Source organism: Pseudomonas sp. GW822-FHT02D10, assembly GCF_058802345.1.
Map to the genome: position 1 here is coordinate 106,241 of NZ_JBXAOB010000014.1, position 19,891 is coordinate 126,131.

Consider the following 19,891-nt stretch of genomic DNA (forward strand, 5'->3'; position numbering starts at 1 on the left):
TCTTCCACTCGCATTCAGCCAGCAGAATCTCACCTTGTCATGTCGACGGTATCGCTTCGGCATGCCTGGGCAAGGCGATAGAAATCAGAGCGGCCCACATTACAAAGGCGGTGGAAACCCACAGGCAAGCCTCCAGTCCATAGGCCTGGTAAATCCAGCCGGACAGCACGGTGCCGAGCAGCCGCCCCAGTGCGTTGGACATGTAGTAGAAACCCACGTCCAGCGATACGCCGTCCTCTTGAGCGTAGGAGACGATCAGGTAGCTGTGCAAGGATGAGTTCACCGCAAACAGCGCACCGAAGATCATCAACCCACCGAGCAGCACAGGCTGGGGCGACCAGCCCGTCGAGAGGCCGAGGGCGATGGCTGCCGGCAGGCCGGCCAGCAACGCCGCCCAAACGAAGGCCGTTCGCCCATCCGGGACATGGTCACGGGTCTTCCCTGTGATGTTCGGGGCAAGAGACTGGACGATGCCGTAACCGATGACCCAGGCCGCCAGAAACCCACCCACCCACCAAAAGTCCCAGCCAAATACCTCACTCAGGTACACCGGCAGGGCGACGACAAACCACACATCGCGAGCACCAAAGAGAAACAGTCGCGCGGCCGAGAGGAGGTTGATCGCTCGGCTCTTGGACAGAATCTCGCGGAACTTCGGCTTGGCCTTGGCTTTGCCCAGATCCTTTTTCAGCAAGCACAGGCTCGCGACCCAGATCAGCGCCAATACCGCTGCCATCAGTAGCACCGCTCCTCTGAACGCCAGCCCTGTCAGCAAGGCGCCGCCCAGGAAGAAGCCCACACCCTTGAGGGCGTTTTTTGAGCCGGTCAGAATGGCTATCCACCGATAAAGCGTGCCTTGCTGCTGGTCGGGCACCAGGAGCTTGATCGAACTCTTGGCGCTCATCTTGTTGAGGTCTTTGGCGATACCGGACAACGCTTGAGCGCCCATCACCCAGGGGATGGTCAGCCAGGCGGCTGGCACTGTGAGCATCAGCAAGGCGGCCACCTGGAGGCCCAGGCCGATGTTCATCGTGCGATTCAAGCCCAGGCGAGCGCCCAGGTAGCCGCCCACCAGATTTGTGATGACGCCGAAGATCTCGTAGAACAGGAACAGCGCGGCAATTTGCAGCGGCGAGTAGCCCAATCTGTGGAAATGCAGCACCACCAGCATGCGCAGCGCGCCATCGGTGAGGGTGAAGGCCCAGTAGTTACCGGTGACCAGCAGATACTGCCGAACTTTCGGGGAAAGGGCTGACAACGCCTTCATGCTCGCTCCTGTTAACCGGCCAAGCCGGCCAGCTTGGCCAGTTCGACAACACGGTTGGCGTAACCCCACTCGTTGTCGTACCAGGCGTAGATTTTCACTTGGGTACCGTTCACCACCATGGTCGAGAGCGCATCGATGATCGAGGAGCGCGGATCGGTGCGGTAGTCGATCGAAACCAGCGGACGCTCCTCATAGCCGAGGATATTTTTCAGCGGGCCAGCGGCCGCCGCTTTGAGCAGGGCATTGACCTCATCCACCGAGGTCTCACGCTCCACCTCGAACACGCAGTCGGTAAGCGACGCATTGGCCAGCGGTACGCGCACGGCATGGCCGTTCAGGCGGCCACGCAACTCTGGAAAAATTTCCGCAATCGCTGTCGCCGACCCCGTACTGGTTGGGATCAGACTCATGCCCGAAGCACGGGCACGACGCAGGTCCTTGTGCGGCTGATCGAGAATGCTTTGGGTATTGGTCAGGTCGTGGATCGTGGTGATCGAGCCATGGCGGATACCCAGGTTTTCGTGAATCACTTTGACCACTGGAGCCAGACAATTGGTGGTGCAGGAGGCGGCGGTCACAATACGGTGCTGAGCCGGATCGAACAGGTGCTGATTGACGCCCATGACGATGTTCAGCGCCCCTTGTTCTTTCACCGGTGCACAGACCACCACGCGTTTCACACCTTGTTCCAGATACGCCTGAAGCACGTCAACGGTCTTCATTTTTCCACTGGCTTCGATGACCAGATCGCAGCCGGACCAGTCAGTGTCGGCGATGGATTTGTTGGCTGTCACCCGAATGCGTCGGCCGTCAATGACCACGCAATCGCCATCGGCGCTGGCTTCGTTGTGCCAACGGCCGTGCACTGAGTCGAAATTGATCAGGTGCGCATGGGTGATAGCGTCGCCAGCAGGGTCATTGATTTGCACGAATTCAAACTCGGGCCAGTGCCAGGCCGCGCGCAAGGCAAGACGACCGATTCGACCGAAACCGTTGATACCTACTTTGATGCTCATGGCGTTGTTCTCTTTCGTATGCTGTCTTCGGAGGGGCAGGGCTGGCCTGATCGAATATTCAAATGTATAGATATTATTGAATTGAGAAAGTCCCCCCCCCCCCCGCGAATGGTCAGTTGCACTCACCCAAGCCGGCCGATCACGGCGTCGAAGAGGTTCGACGTGGTGCGGGCGACATAGCTCGCGTTGACCTTATTCTCCAAGTAGGAACAGGGTCTTGGCGTCTGGCTCGCCGGCGAAAAACTGATCGAGGGCCAGCTGGAACAGGGGGTGTTCGGGCTTAATGCTGGCGAACAGTGTGAGGCAGGAGCGCAACTTCAGGTCATCAGGGTGTCCAAGGATTTCCAGTGCACTCTTACCGCTGTGTTGCAGGAGGGTACTTACGCTTTCCTCCAGCCGTGGACCCAGCACATCATGCAGCAGATAGGCCCTGGCTTCGGCAGCACTGGAAATGGAAAAGCGTTTGGCTATCTCACTGTGCCCGAGGCCATGCAATTGCGGGAAGATGAACCACATCCAGTGACTGGTCTTGTGCCCGGCACGCAACTCTTCCATAGCTCGGGTAAAAACCGGACGCTGGGCCTCGACGAAACGGCGAAGATTGAAGGGGTCGTGCATGCTTGTGCTCCCTGAGTTGACGGATACTGCAAAGCCTGGCGGCACGGGCCGTTTGAACCAGGACGCAGAAACGCAACGCCGCGGTAGGTCACGCCGAATGATTCAGCCTGCAATGGTATGACACATCGGTGAAGGCAGCCGTTTCATCGAAAGCAGCCGGTTACCCCCTCACGGTTGTACTGCACTGCGCCAGCCGAAGCTGGCGCGTGGTGTGCCTCGATCAGTTCGCCGAAGCCGACGACGCGCGTTTCTTGGCTAGGTACGCCAGGCAGTGGTCATATTCGTACGTAAACGCCTGCATCGGCGTGTCGTTGGCGTGGGTATAACGCACGACCCGGATCGTATCCCTCATGATCCGGGCGTCGTCACCTTTGAGTCCCTTGGCGTCGACCAGATACTGCTCGGCTTTCTCGATGGAAAACCCCTGATTGTTGGCGTCGGTGGCCAATTTGTTCATGGCCGCGAATTTGTAGCATTGCTGCACGTCTTCGTCGCGCTGTTCATCCCGTTGTACCTGCTCGGGCGTACGCGCGGCCAGGGCTTGTTGGCGGGCTTCTTCCTGGCGTTGAGCCAGGCGTATCTTTTCTTCACGGGCGGCGGCACGGTCAGCGAGGATCTTCGCATCGCGCGCGTCCTCGGCATCCTGATAGGCCTTGTCGCGCTCGGCCTTGCGCGCCAGCGCCTTCTTCGAGATATCTTCCCGCGCAGCGTCTTCGGCGGTCGATGCCGCGATAGCCTGCGCACGATTCTGGCTGAGGCGTGCGTTGCTAGCGATATAAGGCTGCTCTTTTTGCAGTGCCTCCAAAAACTCCTTGAACGCGGCGGTCTGCTTTCGCGAGGCCGAGGCATCGCACATCTTCATCAGCACACCCAGGTCTTGCGCCAAAAAGTGCTTGGAGACATCGACGACTTCGGCATGCAGGGCCGGGTCGTTACGGGCGATGAGCAAGTCGGGGGCCATGATGCGCAACAAGTTCGAGACCGTGGACGGGTACAGGAAGGTGCTGGCAACCGCGCAGGTATCACCCGTGGCGGCAAAGTTTTTCCGTTGTATCTGCTCGATGGCCGAGGTCCGGAAGTTTTCGATATTTTTAAGCTGCAGGGCATCGGTTTCGTACAGGTTGACGTGTACGCCCATGTCCTTTTCCAGGATATCGGCGTAGATGCGTGCAAGGCGGTGGAGCGTTTCAAAGTTGTCGCCACCAATATCGGCAGACACAAGCGCCGCGTAGCGGTACTTGCTGAAGTCGGTCAGGTTGGTTTTCAGGGTGCCGAAATTATTTTTATCAGAACTGTAGAGCCCGGCACTGGCGGCGCCAGGCATAAACGAAATCAGCAGCAGGCTGGCGGCGAGCAGTGTTTTGAATGGCGGCATTGCCTGTCCCTGGTCATTATCAAATGTGGTTTGCCTGGGACGCGCTGTGAGACTGGCCCAGACGCTGCATGATAGTGAAATGCCACGATGAAGGCACCTTGAGTTTAGCGGCCTGCTGACAAATCCGGTTTGCATATGCAGCTCGCGGATTTGCCGGGGGGAGCCGGGCTACTAAAGCTTGATCCATCGCCGTCGATCAGCCCTATGAACCAGCCAATCATGGACTGATTAAATGGTACTTTCCGTTAGCTCTGCCTATCTCCCGGCTGTCAACAACTGCCGTGATTTTGAATTGCGACATAGCGATTGAATTGCCCCTACGATGTCGGCATGCCGAATGACGGCTATTGGCCGATTCTGTTGAAAAAGTCGGCCATGGTTTGCGCATCAGAAAAGTACGCGTCCGAGATTGAAATCTTTACTTTTGGCAGAGTCTTCCAGACTCGGATTTCACGTAGCAGCGTGCAAAAACGACGTTTTCACCAGTCAATGATCAGGCAGTTTGGGCAGCGCGACTTTTTCAACAGAATCGGCCGTTATCTGCCTGTCACGACTGACCAAAATCGACCCGCAGCAGCCTTTCATCAACGGCTGGAAACGGCGACCGGGCTCCTGAGATAGACCGTCAAATCACGAAACGGTTTTCGCCATCTCAGAGGTGGCCGCCCAGCCCAGTCCTTCATACACCGGCTTGCCGGCCTTGGTCGCGTGTAGCACGGCAAAACTCATTCCGCGTTGGGCAAACTCGGCTTCAGCCAACTTCATCAGGGCTGAAGCCAGGCCCCGGCGCCGGTAAGCGGGTTCGACGAAAACGTTTAGCACATAGCCGCGCAGGTCTAAGGTCGGATGGGACGGATGAGGTGGCCAGTCAATATTCATCAGACCTATCGCCGCCACAGGCTGCCCTGTGTCCAGCAGCGCAAAACCGTAGTAGCGGCCATCGGATAGGCGCTGGTGCAACCAGGGCCGGAAGTGCTCAGTCATCACCCGCAACTCCGATGGGTCTCCTCCCGCCTCAAGGAACATCGTTTCGCGGTGCACACAAATGATCTCACGGTCATTTGGCTCTAGCCGACGGGGCGTCAAGCCTGAAAAGTTGATGTTGCCGGGAATCTCTTGCATCGTATGCACCTGGATGGAGTGGCCGATGCTAGGGCGGTCAATCGGAGAATGTTAGACACAGATTGAATAAAAGCGCGCCATACAGCGACCGCGGCGCACGCATCTGCTCTTCAACGGATGCGCTACGACTTCAACGCGGGTCATGGCATATACGCCCTAGAGCGCAGCTAACCACTCCGAGGCTGTTGACCGGGACGACATTGTTGGATGATTGTTTTTGACCGCTTTTGGCCGGTCGCGTGCGATTTTTACCAGTCACACCCGGCCGGAATCGACCCAAGTTGTCGTTGGCAGGTGACCAAAATTGGCAGATCCAAGGCAGGCGCTCGGTACTGAGAACTTGCTGCATGGTTAGCCGGCAGATATTCACCCAGCGAACAGCTAAGGGATATTTGGCGGTAATTATGACGTAGCATGGCTACATGATGATCAGCTTCCGATTTTATCGGGAATGGCAGTCGGGCCACTGAAAGGGATAATGTTTGGCTACCACATCACCTGCTCACACTCTGCGTGTACTGTCCGATCTTGATTACTATGACAGCAGGTCGGTTCCGCTCCCTGTTGAAATCACCACTCTTGACGCTTGGAACATCATGACGGCCGAACCGGGACTGCTCATGCGGCTAGCTTTCCGAACGAGGGATGCGATTTCCTCGTTATTCGGCGTGAAGCGGATCGGCGGGTTCTCCGGCGCTAGGCGGGAGACAGTACACGCTGGCGAACAGCTGGATTTCTTTCTGGTGGAGCATAGTGCCCCCGACATGCTGGTTCTGACCGAACGTGACCGGCATCTGGATGTCATGATTTGCCTTTCGATAACAGATCGTGTGTTCACGATCACATCATCTGTCGTAACGCATAACGTCTTTGGGCGCATCTACATGTTGCCGGTAGGTCTAGCCCATAAGCTGATCGTCAATAGTGATCTCAGGCGACTGAAACGAAAGCTTGAAGGGAAGTAGATTTGGTTGTTTCAGCTTTATCCCAGCGACCGCTCCTGGCCGTTCTCTGCCTGTTACGACTGACCGAAATCGACAGAATGCGGCTCCCCTGAGACTACGTCATGGCGTACCGTTTCTTCCGTACAGTCGGTAGCCTGGTCGACGACTCAAGCGCTCGTAATAGTCGCTCACGGCAGGAAAGTTCGGATGAGCAAGCTGTGTTTGAAACCACCGATTAACTGACAGGCCGATCGGTATGTCTGCGAGAGAAAACTCATCGCCACTGACATAGGCCCCTGTTGAATCGAGCTGTCGATCGAGGATCTCCATGTGCCTCGACCAGTTGCTGCACGCGGCTGCCAACGCGTGGCTGTCCTGATGCTCAGGCGAATGCCTGACCAGCGACATGAAGGCATAACTCCACGACTTGTTGAGATCCGACGCTTGCCAATCGATCCATTGATCCACCCGCGCTTTGGCTCTCGCTTCAATCGGATAAAGGTGAGCGCCGTTGTAGCGAGACGCCAGGTAGCGAATGATCGAGTTTGACTCCCAAAGAATGAAGTCATCGTCCTGGATGACCGGCACCATGGCATTGGGATTCAGCGCCAGGAATTCAGGTGCGTGCGTCGTCCTGAAACCAGACCCCCAATCCTCCCGCTCAAAGGGGATTTCAATCTCGATGCAGGCCCAGAGTACCTTTCGTACATTGATCGACGATGCTTTACCCAATATGCGCAACACTCCATGTCCTTATCGTTCGGGGTGGTTGGTCTGATCTACTGACACTATCGTCTTGTGGAGCGGGTTGTCCAGAGTCTGCTGTTGGCCGAAAGCGACGGTGTGACCCACCCCGTCGCTGAGCCCGACTTAAACCTCTGTTTGTTCAGCCATCTCAATCGCATCGTCCACTTCGATGCCAAGGTATCTAACGGTACTTTCGAGTTTGGTGTGGCCGAGCAGTATCTGTACTGCTCTGATGTTTTTCGTTCTTCGATAAATCAGTGAGGCCTTGGTGCGGCGCATCGTGTGGGTGCCATACGGCACAGGATCAAGGCCAATGGCGCTTACCCACGCTTTAACGATGCGTGAATATTGCCGTGTGGACGGATGATCTGATGTTCGTATCCGACTTGGAAAGAGAAAGTCCTCATTTTTGAGTCGAGCATGTTGCACCCATACCTCCACGGCGGTCCGGGTCTGTGCGGTGATCTAAAATTGTACGGGGCGTTGAGTCTTTTGCTGCATTACGATGGCCCGCGCTGATACGTGATTTCCATGGGCTACATCACGAACACGTAATTTCGTCAGATCACATGCGCGAAGTTTGCTGTCGATTGCTAAATCGAAAAGCGCTAGATCTCTCACATTGTGGGCAAGCTCTAGTCTGATCCTGATGCCCCAAATTTCTCGCAGGCGGAGAGGTGATTTTTGACCCACCAGCTTTCCTTTATTCCAAGGCTGGTGCCTCGAAGTGATCGATACGTTCATGTCATAACCTCCATTGTGGGAGGTCTAGGATGACCGTGCGCGAGAGCGCTAGCTTCGGGGGCGGGCGGCAGTCGACCCACAGCTGCCTATCGCGAAAGTCAGCCAACGGCCAAAAGCGGTGATTCGGAGGCTTCTAGGAAACCCGGGGCGATTCACCGCCTATTTCCAACGTCATGCACTGAGTGCGCACCACGGGGATCTGGCCCAATATTTTAAGCTGATATCATTCAAGCGCTTACAAACCGAGTAGAAAAATATGAATCGTCGTAAAAAAATAAAGCAGTTATTGAAGGCTCACGCCAAAAAGGCGAGTGCCAAATTGGCACCGCCAAGCAAGTCCAAATACATTAGTAAAGCTGACCGATTGAAGCTGGCTGCTGAATCCAGTCACGACTCAATCATTTCCTCTGAGAGCTGATCCCTGTAGCTTAAACACCACCGGAATTTACAAATTTGATTGGGCTATTCATTCCGAATATACGTACCGCGAGGACGCGGCCTGACAATTCATTCAAACCGAAGCCGATTCGCGGCTCTCTCGCAGTTTCGAAGCAACGGAAGCGGGCTTTGCGATCAGCGTTACGATACAGATCAGTGCCAACCCCAGCATCACGCTACTACCGATGACAAACTGGAAGAAAGCTGGCCAATAGCTTTCATTCCAGTCATTAGTACCGTTCGAAGGCGCTTATACTGCGCGGGCCTTTGATGAATGTGCGCTCAACCGCCAGGTACTCACTTGAAACGCGATCTTCGACTTGCCACTTTGCTGATCTCCCTGGTGTGTCTGTCCGTGGTGTTGCTGACTGCCTGGCAGATTTGGACAGCCCGACAGAACACCTTGAGTAACATCGAAACCGACACGCTGAATCTGGCCAATGCACTCAACACGTACACCGAGGGCGCCTTCAAGCAAAGTGAAGTGGTATTGCTGGGGCTGACAGAAAGGATCGAGAAAGACGGGATCGGCCCGCAGCAGCTCGAACGCCTGAGAGTGCTGGTCGCTCAGGAGATGGATGCGCTGGCGCAATTGAACAGCGTGGCGCTGTATGACGCTCAGGGGGACTGGATATTCTCGACCAACAAGCATGCCTCACCCAACAGCAACCACGCTGATCGAGCGTTCTTCAAGCATCACCGCGACAGTCGAGACCGAGGCATCTTCATCGGTCCGGCGATTCTCAGCCGTGCCACCGGCGCTTGGGTGATTTCGGTCAGTCGGCGTATCGATCATCCGGACGGGAGTTTTGCCGGGGTAATAGCCGTCACCTTGAGTCTCGAACATTTTCTCAAGCTTTATCAAACCATGTCCGTGGGGCAGTTCGGCGCGATCAGCCTGACCTCATCCGACGGGCGTCTGCTGGTGAGATACCCCTTTCATGAGCAAGACATCGGTCGTGATTTGTCTCGTGCGCCAATATATTCCGAGTACCTGAGCAAGATGTCGTCAGGCACCGTGGATTTTGCTTCAAAAGTCGATGGCGTCCGTCGACTCTACGCGTTCACCAGAAGTGATCAATATCCCTTCGTAACGACCGTGGCGGTGGGCCAGGACGAGGCCATGCAAGCGTGGTGGAGCCAGACCAGGCAATCGGTCGCTGTGGTGATGGTGTTGTTGGGACTTCTGGTTGCGCTGGGGCGCAGATTGATTTCCCACATCAGTCATCGTATTCGGGCTGAGACAGCACTGCGATCCACCCAGACCACGCTGATCGAGCTTAACCATACGCTGGAGATTCTTGCCAGCGAGGACACGCTGACCGGTCTTGCCAACCGCCGGCATTTCGATCAGTTTCTGGATATCGAATTCAAACGCGCCAAGCGCCTGCGAAGCCCTCTGTCACTGATCTTGATCGATGTGGATTTTTTCAAACGTTACAACGATCACTATGGGCATCTCGCCGGAGACGACTGCCTGCGGATAATCTGTCAGACGATCAAGCAGTGCGTGCGCCGTCCAGGTGACATGACGGCCCGCTATGGCGGTGAAGAAATCGCCGTCGTGATGCCCAATACCGACGAAGCGGGCGCCCGCTTGGTGGCCGAGGCGATTCTCCTCGGCATTGCGCACGCGCAACTTGAACACCTGTCGAGTCCTTTCGGTAGCGTGACTGCCAGCCTGGGGTTGGCGACTTATACCGCCTACGATAGCGACCATGATGAAAAATCCCTGATCGATCTGGCCGATCGCGCACTGTATTTGGCAAAGTCGCAGGGCAGAAATCGTCTGAGTGTCGCCGCCGCTGAAGTGCAAGGTGAATCTGTGTAATCCGCGATTGCGCTCGTGTGGCGCTAGCGCTTTTCAAGCCAGCCATGATCGCGGTACCAGCCCAGCGTATCGGTAAGGGTCTGCTCGACGGGGCGAAACCGCAGGCCAAGCTCCTGTTCACTCTTGTGAGGGTTGAAATGTGTGCGCTCGGCTTCGCGCACCATCAAGCGCACTGTCGCCATGCTCAGCAGAATGGGCTTGCGGGTCAGGCGCGCGTAGATCTCTTGCGCAAAAGCCAAGGCATACAGCAGTGGCAGCGGCAATTGCCGTCGCGGCGTCTTGACGCCCGCGATCGTGCCGAGCAAGGGGACCAACTCACCCATCGTCATGTGCCGACCCGCTGCCAGATAACGTTCGCCACGTCGCCCGCGCTTCGCTGCGGCGATCTGCGCCAAGGCCACATCGCGGGCATCGACGACAGAGAAACTACCGGGCACCAGGCCAGGTAGCTTATTGCGCACGACATCGTTGAGTAACTGCCCCGAGGAGGTCGGGCCAATATCGGCAGGCCCCCACATCCAGCCAGGCAGGACCATGCAGGCATGCAGGTCGGGATGGTCTGCCAGGAACGCTAGAACGATACGGTCCGCGAGGATCTTGCTGCGATAGTAGTCATCCGTATCGGCTTCGTTTCGCAGGCACGTCTCATCGATTGATGTGCCGGGAGCGCCGTCGAGTACGGCAATCGAAGAGGTATGGATAAAACGTCGGACACCGGCGTTGTAGGCGTGCTCAAGCAGGCTCCGCGTGCCATTCACGTTGATCCTTTCGAGTTCCTCCCAGTGGCTGCCGCCCTTGTAGTTGTCGCGAAAGAACGCCGCAGTGTGAAACACCGTATCGCAACCCTGCAGCGACGCTGCGAATGCACCGACATCGGCCATGTCACCGACGACCAGTCTCACGCCCTGAAGGTTTTTGAACTGTTGTTCACCCTTGGCTCTGGAACGGACCAGGGCTTTGACCTCGTAGCCACCCGCGACCAGTTCACGCACGAGGTTGTTGCCCAACAAGCCGGTTGCGCCCGTGACGAATGTGCTGTGCATGTGTCATCCCTTCATCGATTAAGGTTGATAGATATACCGTTGCCGTCACTCCCGAAAAACAGCGACTACTGCATAATGGCTTTGCACATTTGCAAAGCGGCGGGCATGCAGCATGAGTTCAGAAGCGAATTGGGATGATCTCCGTCTACTATTGGCAGTCTCGCGACGTGGCAGCTTTCTTCAGGCTGGCCAATTGCTGGGTATCGCTGCGTCTACGGTGTCCCGACGGATCACTCAGCTTGAAGGCACGCTCGGCGAGCCACTGGTCGAGCGCGGCGTTGAAGGATGCTGGCTGACCTCGCGGGGCCAATCCCTGGTTGAAGTGGCCCTGGCCGCGGAGGAGGGCTTGAGGCGTCAAACCGCTGCCGGTGCGCCCCGATTGCCAACGGAGCTTTGCGGCAGTGTCCTGGTCAGCGCCGGGGAAGGATTTTCGTCTTGTGTGCTGGAGGCCTCACATCGCTTTACGTCTATTCATCCGCGTTGCTCGGTGGAATTGCTGGTAACCGCCGACTTTCACAAGCTCGTCCGCGGCGTGGCGGATGTCGCTATCCGCACCGCCCACTTGGGCGAGCCGTCGCTGGTTTATCGACCCATGGGCAAGCTCGCTTATGGTGTCTTCGCCGATGCGGCTTATCTGAAGCGGTTTCCAGCGGCGGCTCCGGCCACTGCGGTGAATATTGCCTTGCTCCCTCCGCTGGACATGTTGCCGCAAATGCGTGCAGCAAAGGCCGCGGGTCTGGAGCGAGCGCAGATCAGAGTGAATTCGTTCGCTGCACAGATCGAAGCCGTAAGGCGAGGGATGGGCGTTGCCGTGCTGCCGCGTCTTCTGGCAAAGGACCTGATAGCCCTGTTTCCAGATATCCAGCTGCCGGATATGGAAGTCTATCTGGTGACCCGGCCTCAAGCATTGAAACAGGCCCATATCAAAAGCTTTTTTGCCATTCTGGAACAGGTACTTCGCGAAGCCCTTTATGTAACCCCCGTCGAAGAATGAGAAAATGATGCGCCTTCGTCGATTGGGGAGACCTGAGGTAGAATGCCGCGGTCTAGACGCTTTTCTGTTCATTTCTGCGTCCGATAACTTACAAACAGAATTAGTGTCACCCAAGTAGCTGAAGCCAATGACTAATAAGAAGTCAGCGCGGGAGGGGCCTAAACGTGAGACCGATAGCGTCTATCGGTCTTATATGTCCACCCATCAGTCTTTCTGAGTGCAGGGGGCGGCGGCATGCGGCATTGCATGTCGTGAGCCGGGGCACTTCATGATCAAGTGTGGTGGGTGGATGGCGTTCTATCCTAGGTATTACTGAATGTTAAAAAAAGTGAACACGGGGCTACTCGGCCTGGCCATGTCGATGGTCCTCATGCCTTTGCACGCAACTGAGACAAAGAAAGTCGATGTGCTCCTCATCGGCGGGGGCATCATGAGTTCGACCTTGGGCGTTTATCTCAATGAGCTCGAGCCCGGCCTGTCCATGGAGATGGTTGAACGTCTCGATGGCGTCGCCCAGGAAAGCTCGAACGGCTGGAACAACGCCGGCACCGGTCACTCTGCTCTGGCTGAGCTGAACTACACGCCAGAAGACAAGAATGGCAAGGTCGAGATCCCCAAGGCCGTCGAAATCAATGAAGGCTTCCAGATCACGCGCCAATTCTGGGCCTGGCAGGTCAAGAACGGCGTCTTGAAGAATCCCCATTCGTTCATCAACTCCACTCCGCACATGAGTTTTGTGTGGGGCGATGACAACATCAAGTTCTTGAAGAAGCGCTACGAAGCGCTCCAGGCAAGCCCGCTGTTCCGCGGCATGCAGTACTCGGAAGATCCGGTACAGATCAAGAAATGGGTTCCGTTGATGATGGAAGGCCGTGACCCGAATCAAAAGGTCGCGGCTACCTGGATGCCGATTGGTACGGATGTGAACTTCGGCGAGATCACTCGCCAGTTCGCCGGCTACCTGCAAACCAAGCCGAACTTCTCGCTGAAGCTTTCGAGCGAAGTGGAAGACATCAAACGCAATGAAGATGGCAGCTGGCGCGTTTCCTACAAGAACCTGAAAGACGGTTCGCAAACTCAGACCGACGCCAAATTCGTGTTCATTGGCGCGGGCGGTGGTGCACTGCATCTGCTGCAGAAATCGGGCATCCCTGAAGCACAAGAGTATGCAGGCTTCCCAGTTGGCGGCTCGTTCCTGGTGACCGATAACCCGGCAATCGCTGAACAGCATATGGCGAAGGCCTATGGCAAGGCGTCGGTTGGCGCACCGCCGATGTCGGTTCCGCACCTGGATACCCGCGTGCTGGATGGCAAGCGCGTCATCTTGTTTGGCCCGTTCGCGACCTTCTCGACGAAGTTCCTGAAAGAAGGCTCCTACTTCGATCTGCTGACGAGCACGACCACGCACAACTTCTGGCCTATGACCAAAGTGGGCATCGATCAGTACCCACTGGTTGAATACCTGGCCGGCCAGCTGATGCTGTCGGATGAAGACCGCATGAATGCCCTGAAGGAATACTTCCCGAACGCCAAGAAGGAAGACTGGCGCCTGTGGCAAGCCGGCCAGCGCGTTCAAATCATCAAGCGTGATGAAGAGAAGGGCGGCGTACTGAAACTGGGTACCCAGATCGTCAGCTCCCAGGACGGCAGCATTGCAGGCTTGCTGGGCGCATCGCCAGGCGCGTCCACCGCGGCTCCGATCATGCTGAGCGTGCTTGAGACAGTCTTCAAGGACAAGGTTGCGACCCCTGCCTGGCAGGAAAAGCTGCACCAGATGATTCCGAGTTACGGCACCCAGCTGAACGACAGTCCTGAGCGTGTTTACCAGGAATGGACATACACCAGTCAGGTCCTGCAACTTGACCCACCGCCTGTGATTGACAAGGCAGTGGCTGCGCAAACAGCTGCTCCAGCTCAAGCGAAACCACAGAAAGAAAGCACTCCAGCGGCTGATATGGCCCTGTAAAACCAAGCCCCGCAAAACGCTGTTTGGCGGGGTTTGCGCGCTGGACCGATCAGAAACAATAAAGCCCAGACTCGTGCTGGGCTTTATTGTTTCTGGAATGTGTACGAGTCAGCCGTATCAATGCTCGGGAAGGTTCCAGCTTTCGCGAAAGTGCTCGTACTCCGCTTCGGGCATCTGAACCAGTAACGGGGACTGACGGGGATCCAGCCAGCTGAACAACCGAGACATATCCGTTGGGTCCATGGCTGTGCAGCCAAGCGTCGGGGAGGTGGGGGCACGCCAGATGTGGAAAAAAATGCACGAGCCCGAATCGGGGGACGCCGACGTGTTGTGCTCGATGAAAATGCCTTTTCGATACAGGTCATCATCACGACGCATGCGTTCGGAACTGTTCCAGTCCTTGGCTATCGTCGCCCCGTCGACAAGCTCGTTATAGCGTTTGGAGTGGCTGTCATCCACGCATTCGGTGGTCGATGTCAGAGGGAGGTAAGGCAGTCTGGTTTCGGCCGTGTTGTCGTAGCCGAAGGCTGTTCCCAGTTTGAATAGACCCGCAGGCGCTTTTCCATCGCCTTCACGTTTGACCGGCCCCTCGCGTTGGTCAACGATACCGAGACCCTTGCCCCAGGCCAGCCCGCTTTTGCCTACAACCACCGGAAACGACTCTTCGAATTTTTGAAAGGTTTTCCCGTGCCGCTCATAGCGCTGGGCGGTCCCCTGGACATCAGTCCAGTTTTTTGTCGTGACCACAATGAGCTGGCTGCTGGTGTCCAGCACCTGTGCCGTAATGGGGAAATCCATGACGCTCTTTAACGCATCATCCCGGGTGTAGGTGAAGTGCCACCACTCTTTCGCGTACCCGGAAAATCCCTCTTTTTGCATGGCGCTGTTGAGCCGCTGGCGATTTTCCCTGGCGGTCGCGTTGATCGTCGGGTTATCGGTATGCGCTCGCTCATCGAAGCAATCGAAACCCGTTCCCATATCGACGGCGCCATCATGCCAACGCTGCTCATAGGACGCAGCACAGTCGACTTGTGGGGCCGAGGGGCTCCATGTCTGGGCGGGCAGACCCTCTGGACCTGTCAGTGTCAGATCCAACGTGCTGCCTTTGGAATGATTCGAAACCCGTGCCACATAACCCAGACGCCAGAAGTCTTGCTTGTCCACGCGCGGATAGAACTCGGCCTTGCGTGGGTCGCCCGGTTCCGTCGCGAAACGCCCCATATCGGCGACAGCACGGCTGGGTCGATAGCAGTCAAATACCTTCAAACCGTAGCCTTGCGTGCGCAGTGCCGTTTGTACCCGAGCGAGGGCCTTGGCGGTGTCCAGCGACAACAGGCACTCCGCAGCGCCGTAGCCGTCGAGTGGGTGTCCGGTAAAGTTGTGAGCGCTGGCATAGCGGATGTCTTGCTCGATGCTCGGATCAATCGTACGCAAATAAACCATAGGCTCGGGCCTTGGCTCGGCGCTCGCCATGCAGGGCGCGATCATGCTCAGGCACAAGGCCGAGCGCAGCCAGCGCGGCGTGAGCATGCGGTGCGAACGACCCGTAAATAGCCTCGAGAAGGCGCTCGATATGATTTTGCAGAGAGGGCGCATGCGATATCTCCAAAGATGCCGGTTCTCAAGCGCTATCTCGTCAGCCGTTCGAGCTTTATTGACTACCGATGCACCTGGTTGCGCCCATTGCGCTTGGCCTGGTAAAGCGCAACATCGGCGCGAGTCAGAAGGCTTTCCAGATTGTCACCAGGTTGCGCGAGGGCAACACCGAAAGACGCAGTTATCGTGTCGAGCACCTTGTCGGTGCCGCGCGCCTTGATCCGCAACGACTGTATTTTCAGGCGCAGTTGCTCAGCAAAATCGTAGGCGCTAGTGAGATCAGTGCACTCCCTCAGGATTATGCAGAACTCTTCACCGCCATAACGCGCGGCAATGGCGTGGGGTGTCAGTGAATTGAGTAGCACCTGACCGACATGCTGGAGCACACGGTCGCCTAATGGGTGACCGTACTGGTCATTGAATTGCTTGAAGTGATCAATATCCAGCATGACCAGAGCCACGCCTTGGGGGGGCTTGTTCAGCGCTTGCTCCAGCAAGCGAGTGAAGGTAGTTCGGTTCAAGACCTGCGTCAGGCCATCGATTGTCGCATCCAGCTTTGCACGCTCAAGCTTGTCTCGCAGGCTTTTGATCTCATTTTGAGCAGCATGCAGTTGGGAGAGGAAATGTTCTTGCTGACTATGCATGAGCTGGGTGCTTTGTTGCAGCTCGCTCAAAATGCTCGGCAATCGCTCGTTGACTGGCTCCTCAAGCATTTCCAGGCAGCGTCCAAGACTGGCCTGAAAGTTGAGATTACCCTTCACGCTACGCGAGATGTCGCGCTCCATATCATCAACCAGATGGATCGCCTGTTGTTGTCCGGCGTAAGCGTTCTCCAGTTCGTCACGAATGATGTAATCGCGAAAAAGCTTCGTAGCGGATTCTGAAGGGAAACAGTCGAAGTCTTTGACCATCCTGTCTAACTGGCGATTGAGTTCTGGTTTCTGACCTTTGCTGTAGGTGTACCAGAGCGCGTAGTGCACGGGATTGGGTGGAATGTTGTGACGAACCATCAAGGGTACGGCTTGCTTGAGCAGAGCCGCCGCCTCGCGGTAGTCCTCGGGATATAGCGCTAGTGCCGTCGCACGCGTCTCTGATTGGCTCATGACATCACTGTGGTTGTTTGTGATTGACGAATGAAAAACAGGATGAGCATAACCATCTGTACGGCAAACGGCCATCCAACTTAAATTTCCGGGCTACGGCTTGAGTGAACCGCATTGCAGTCTAGCGCTGGGCTCTATCGTTTCCGGGATTTTTACAGGCAAAAAAAGAGCCTCAAAGCTCTTTGATGGGGAGGAAGTAGAGCCGATGAGGCTCAAGATGCGCATGAAACAAGTGGCGAGCTTGGTAGGGGTTCAGATCACTCACCACCTACGCAACTGCAGGAGCATTTAACAGTTGCGTAAAACTATCGTAGGAAGGTGGAGGTGTGCGCTCAAGTACCGTTAGTCGAGAGTCTTGGGGCCGTGTCGGCACCGTCAAGTGATGTCCGGTGCCCGGAGAAACCGCTTCGCGATGGCGTCCGCAAACGGGTAGAGCGAAAAGTAAGGCCGGGCTTCGTCGATGACTCGCTGGACGGAGGGTCTGCGCGTCAATCGGTCGAAATAGGCACTTAGGTGCTTGAATTCGTCCGGGAACGGCAAGAGGGTGCAGGCATAGAAAAGCGCCGGGGTTGCGGCGCAATCGGCCAGGCTGAAGTCTTGACCGGCGACCCAGATTCGCGACGCCATCCGATGGTCGAGCATGGCGTAGGCAGTCTCCAGCGTGGACCATTGTGTGCTCAAATCAGTGTTGGCGCTACGCAGGCGATCACCGACAATCTGTTGCACCGGCACCTGCACATAGTTGTCGAAAAAACGGTCCCATAGACGCACCTCCAGCGCGGTCTCCCAATCGTTGGGAATCAACGGTTGCTCACCCGGATAGTAGCGATCCAGGTACTCGATGATGATCGTGGCCTCTGGCAAAGCGCGTTGGCGCAGGTGGTCACTGATGACCGGGAACTTGACGAGTGGCCACAGGGCTTGAAGCTCCGCCCGGTCTGCATCGTCTGCCAGGTTGATGATCCGCTTTTCGAATTCGGTAGCGTTTTCGTAAAGCGCGATCAGCACTTTGTGGCAGTACGACGACAGCGGATGGTAGTAAAGAGTCAGCGACATCTTTCAACTCCTCGGTGGTGTTGCCCCTCATCATAGTCGCTGGAATGACGACTCGAATCTGCCGCACCCGGACCTGGAGTTCTTCGCCTGAGCACTGCGGGGCTCATAAAGATGAGCCCCGCAGGCGGTTAGAAATCCCCCGATAGACCTTCTGCATTACGCGCGGCGCGCTGCTTCAAGCGGCGGTGTGCCATCGCGAAACATGGTCTTCAGTTGTGCGCGCAGTTCTGGCGAGTCGATGTGTTTGTGAACACTGACCGCATGCTGCGCGGCGGCATCCAGCAATTCCTTTTCAGAATCGGCGGACAGTGCGACAGAACATTTGGTTTCGCTTGGGAATTCGCGGCAATCGATATATTTACGCGACATGATGCTCTCCTTCATACGAAGGCAGGCCTGCGCCTGCGTGAACGACCGTTCGACACGTCGCGGGGTCCATCGAACACGATTGCGCGTCGCATCGAGTGTGGTAATCCATAAAGTATAGGTCGATCGCACGATCACCAAAGGTACTCACGGCGTACCGAACATCGCTGTCCAGTAAATCCCCGCATCACTCTTCGGATCAACCGCATAAGCCGCGCCCAGCTCGCGGAACTGTGGGTTCATCAGGTTGGCGCAGTGACCGGGGCTGGCGAGCCAGCCATCGACCACCTTGCGCACGGTGTCTTGTCCGGCGGCGATGTTTTCGCCGATCTGCTGGCCGGCGTAGCCTGCCAGTTCGGCCCGATCACCTGGCGTGCGGCCATCGCGGTCCTTGTGATCGAAGAAGTTGTTATTGGCCATGGCCCGGGTATGCGTCTGGGCCGCCGTCGCCAGTGTGGCGTTCCAGGCCAGCGGCTGTGTGGCGGCAAAGGATTGAGCGCCGCACTGGCGCGTTTGCTTGCGGGCGGTGTTGATCATCTCGAGCAGCTTCTGTCCCTCCGCCTGCCAGTCGCCCAGACGGCCAGTCAACAGCGGGCGCGCGAGCACAATGCGCCAGGCACTTCCCTCGCGGTTCACGCCGATATCGACGAACTGCGGGTCCAGGACGACCTGGCAGAAACTCTCCCGTACGGCCTTCATGGCCGATTGCGCATCACGTGGCCCGGACAACGTGATCGCTTGCACGCTGACCATCGGATAAGCCGTACGCGCCAGCGCCTGCTGCAGGTCGCCGATATTGCTGCCGGGCAGGATCAGGCGCGGATCGGCCGCTAGCGGCGGCAGTTCCTGCGACACTTGACCTGCACAGCGTTGTACCTGGTTGCGATAGGTGTTGATCGACTCGACCAACTGCGTCTCTTCGGTCGCCACGGCAGTGGCGGCGAACACCAGCCCCAGCGACAACATGGCAAGACGCATAACGGATGACAGGACGCGCATGGAACTCTCCCTTGAGCTGACTGCGCCCATGATGCGCGATTCAGCCCTACCCAGCGCAATGCCTTTTTAGGCTGAAGCCGATTTTGTTTTCCGCATCATGAGACGTTTCCAGGAAGTGTAGAGCGCGTTGCCAGAGCGCGGCTTCCCAGCGCGATGACGAGCGCAACTGCGATCAGCACCAGGGCGACGGCGAACGTGATCCGCATACCGCTGGCAACGGCCTCGGGACGCGCCGTGGTGATGTCGATTGTCGCCGATGCGAGCACGAACACCGCGCCAAAACGGTCCGCAAGGCGACCTGCGGGCACTCCCGTCAGCGCCGCGAAAAGCGGCCCGACCGACAAGGCAAGTCCAACAAAAGCGGGGTCAAGCCCAAGCGCATTCGGCATGCACAGCTTTGCGCTTCCACTCGCCATACCGACGTTCACTGTCTCCATGCTCTGGCATCCACGGCTGGATGCCGACCTGGCGCATCGCTGGTTGCGTGGTTGCCTTCGGGAGGTGTGCGCGCCGTCGTGTTCAAGTGAAGCCGTCGCGTGAGGTAGCCAGGCCGTAGAGGCCATGTCTTGATGCGTCTCCTATACTGACTCGCGTTGACAGGCTCAACGCAGACACCAAATGCCGTCGGACCAGCCGTCAGGGTTCTGACAACTTCCCTACCCGTCA

18 protein-coding genes and 3 pseudogenes are annotated in these 19,891 nt (G+C 56.9%); 7 read left to right on the forward strand and 14 right to left on the reverse strand.

The features are described from left to right. Positions 1 to 37: 37 nt before the first annotated feature. The 4 genes from arsJ to AC1RPZ_RS20980 form a co-directional block, all read right to left on the reverse strand. Positions 38 to 1,267 (reverse strand): organoarsenical effux MFS transporter ArsJ, encoded by a 1,230-nt coding sequence (gene arsJ / locus AC1RPZ_RS20965; protein WP_493139044.1) that lies wholly within the window; start codon positions 1,265 to 1,267, stop codon positions 38 to 40. An 11-nt stretch (positions 1,268 to 1,278) separates the two neighbouring features. Beyond that, positions 1,279 to 2,283: an ArsJ-associated glyceraldehyde-3-phosphate dehydrogenase gene (locus tag AC1RPZ_RS20970; protein WP_493139046.1), complete on the reverse strand. Its 1,005-nt coding sequence runs from the start codon at positions 2,281 to 2,283 to the stop codon at positions 1,279 to 1,281. Positions 2,284 to 2,475: 192 nt separating this feature from the next. Further along, positions 2,476 to 2,901 carry a DUF1810 domain-containing protein gene (locus tag AC1RPZ_RS20975; protein WP_493139047.1) on the reverse strand — a complete coding sequence of 142 codons (426 nt, stop codon included), beginning with the start codon at positions 2,899 to 2,901 and terminating at the stop codon, positions 2,476 to 2,478. Positions 2,902 to 3,121: 220 nt separating this feature from the next. Beyond that, positions 3,122 to 4,411 carry a hypothetical protein gene (locus AC1RPZ_RS20980; RefSeq protein ID WP_493139049.1) on the reverse strand — a complete coding sequence of 430 codons (1,290 nt, stop codon included), beginning with the start codon at positions 4,409 to 4,411 and terminating at the stop codon, positions 3,122 to 3,124. Between the two features lie 195 nt (positions 4,412 to 4,606). Between AC1RPZ_RS20980 and AC1RPZ_RS20985 the strand changes: the two genes are divergently transcribed. Continuing rightward, positions 4,607 to 4,897 (forward strand): hypothetical protein, encoded by a 291-nt coding sequence (locus AC1RPZ_RS20985; RefSeq protein ID WP_493139051.1) that lies wholly within the window; start codon positions 4,607 to 4,609, stop codon positions 4,895 to 4,897. 9 nt (positions 4,898 to 4,906) lie between these two features. Here AC1RPZ_RS20985 and AC1RPZ_RS20990 read toward each other — a convergent pair whose 3' ends face one another. Further along, on the reverse strand, positions 4,907 to 5,398 hold the full coding sequence (locus AC1RPZ_RS20990; protein ID WP_493139053.1) for a GNAT family N-acetyltransferase: 492 nt from the start codon (positions 5,396 to 5,398) through the stop codon (positions 4,907 to 4,909). A gap of 482 nt (positions 5,399 to 5,880) precedes the next feature. Between AC1RPZ_RS20990 and AC1RPZ_RS20995 the strand changes: the two genes are divergently transcribed. After that, the gene (locus AC1RPZ_RS20995; RefSeq protein WP_493139055.1) at positions 5,881 to 6,363 is read left to right on the forward strand and encodes a DUF2867 domain-containing protein; all 483 of its coding nucleotides are present in this window, start codon (positions 5,881 to 5,883) and stop codon (positions 6,361 to 6,363) included. Between the two features lie 99 nt (positions 6,364 to 6,462). Here AC1RPZ_RS20995 and AC1RPZ_RS21000 read toward each other — a convergent pair whose 3' ends face one another. Next, positions 6,463 to 7,086, reverse strand: coding sequence for a glutathione S-transferase family protein (locus tag AC1RPZ_RS21000; protein WP_493139057.1), 624 nt, complete (start codon positions 7,084 to 7,086; stop codon positions 6,463 to 6,465). A gap of 126 nt (positions 7,087 to 7,212) precedes the next feature. After that, a pseudogene (locus tag AC1RPZ_RS21005) lies at positions 7,213 to 7,833 on the reverse strand (tyrosine-type recombinase/integrase). Positions 7,834 to 8,089: 256 nt separating this feature from the next. Between AC1RPZ_RS21005 and AC1RPZ_RS21010 the strand changes: the two are divergent. Both AC1RPZ_RS21010 and AC1RPZ_RS21015 read left to right on the forward strand, forming a co-directional pair. Next, positions 8,090 to 8,251: a DUF2986 domain-containing protein gene (locus tag AC1RPZ_RS21010; RefSeq protein ID WP_081729292.1), complete on the forward strand. Its 162-nt coding sequence runs from the start codon at positions 8,090 to 8,092 to the stop codon at positions 8,249 to 8,251. 321 nt (positions 8,252 to 8,572) lie between these two features. Beyond that, entirely contained in the window at positions 8,573 to 10,102 is a 1,530-nt protein-coding gene (locus tag AC1RPZ_RS21015) for a sensor domain-containing diguanylate cyclase (protein WP_493139059.1), read from the forward strand. Positions 10,103 to 10,125: 23 nt separating this feature from the next. Here the strand turns inward: AC1RPZ_RS21015 and AC1RPZ_RS21020 are convergent, their stop codons facing one another. Continuing rightward, on the reverse strand, positions 10,126 to 11,145 hold the full coding sequence (locus AC1RPZ_RS21020; protein ID WP_493139061.1) for an SDR family oxidoreductase: 1,020 nt from the start codon (positions 11,143 to 11,145) through the stop codon (positions 10,126 to 10,128). A 112-nt stretch (positions 11,146 to 11,257) separates the two neighbouring features. Between AC1RPZ_RS21020 and AC1RPZ_RS21025 the strand changes: the two genes are divergently transcribed. Continuing rightward, a complete protein-coding gene (locus AC1RPZ_RS21025; protein WP_493139063.1) occupies positions 11,258 to 12,139 on the forward strand; it encodes a LysR family transcriptional regulator in 882 nt (293 codons plus the stop codon). A 316-nt stretch (positions 12,140 to 12,455) separates the two neighbouring features. Further along, entirely contained in the window at positions 12,456 to 14,105 is a 1,650-nt protein-coding gene (gene mqo / locus AC1RPZ_RS21030; RefSeq protein ID WP_493139065.1) for a malate dehydrogenase (quinone), read from the forward strand. Positions 14,106 to 14,222: 117 nt separating this feature from the next. On the opposite strand, the gene AC1RPZ_RS21035 is transcribed toward mqo, so the two are convergent. The 6 genes and pseudogenes from AC1RPZ_RS21035 to AC1RPZ_RS21060 form a co-directional block, all read right to left on the reverse strand. Next, positions 14,223 to 15,635: a M15 family metallopeptidase gene (locus AC1RPZ_RS21035; protein WP_493139131.1), complete on the reverse strand. Its 1,413-nt coding sequence runs from the start codon at positions 15,633 to 15,635 to the stop codon at positions 14,223 to 14,225. 128 nt (positions 15,636 to 15,763) lie between these two features. Next, positions 15,764 to 16,879, reverse strand: coding sequence for a GGDEF domain-containing protein (locus tag AC1RPZ_RS21040; protein WP_493139067.1), 1,116 nt, complete (start codon positions 16,877 to 16,879; stop codon positions 15,764 to 15,766). Between the two features lie 300 nt (positions 16,880 to 17,179). Next, a complete protein-coding gene (locus AC1RPZ_RS21045; RefSeq protein WP_493139069.1) occupies positions 17,180 to 17,860 on the reverse strand; it encodes a glutathione S-transferase family protein in 681 nt (226 codons plus the stop codon). A gap of 156 nt (positions 17,861 to 18,016) precedes the next feature. Beyond that, positions 18,017 to 18,229 carry a DUF1059 domain-containing protein gene (locus AC1RPZ_RS21050; RefSeq protein WP_493139071.1) on the reverse strand — a complete coding sequence of 71 codons (213 nt, stop codon included), beginning with the start codon at positions 18,227 to 18,229 and terminating at the stop codon, positions 18,017 to 18,019. A 144-nt stretch (positions 18,230 to 18,373) separates the two neighbouring features. Then, on the reverse strand, positions 18,374 to 19,225 hold the full coding sequence (locus AC1RPZ_RS21055) for a CAP domain-containing protein (protein WP_493139073.1): 852 nt from the start codon (positions 19,223 to 19,225) through the stop codon (positions 18,374 to 18,376). Positions 19,226 to 19,320: 95 nt separating this feature from the next. Next, positions 19,321 to 19,614, reverse strand: a pseudogene (locus AC1RPZ_RS21060) (MFS transporter); the annotation flags it as partial. On the opposite strand from AC1RPZ_RS21060, the pseudogene AC1RPZ_RS21065 reads away from it, so the two are divergent. Next, positions 19,610 to 19,765 (forward strand): annotated as a pseudogene (locus tag AC1RPZ_RS21065) (LysR family transcriptional regulator); the annotation flags it as partial. The pseudogenes AC1RPZ_RS21060 and AC1RPZ_RS21065 overlap by 5 nt on opposite strands. Between the last annotated feature and the right edge of the window lie 126 nt (positions 19,766 to 19,891).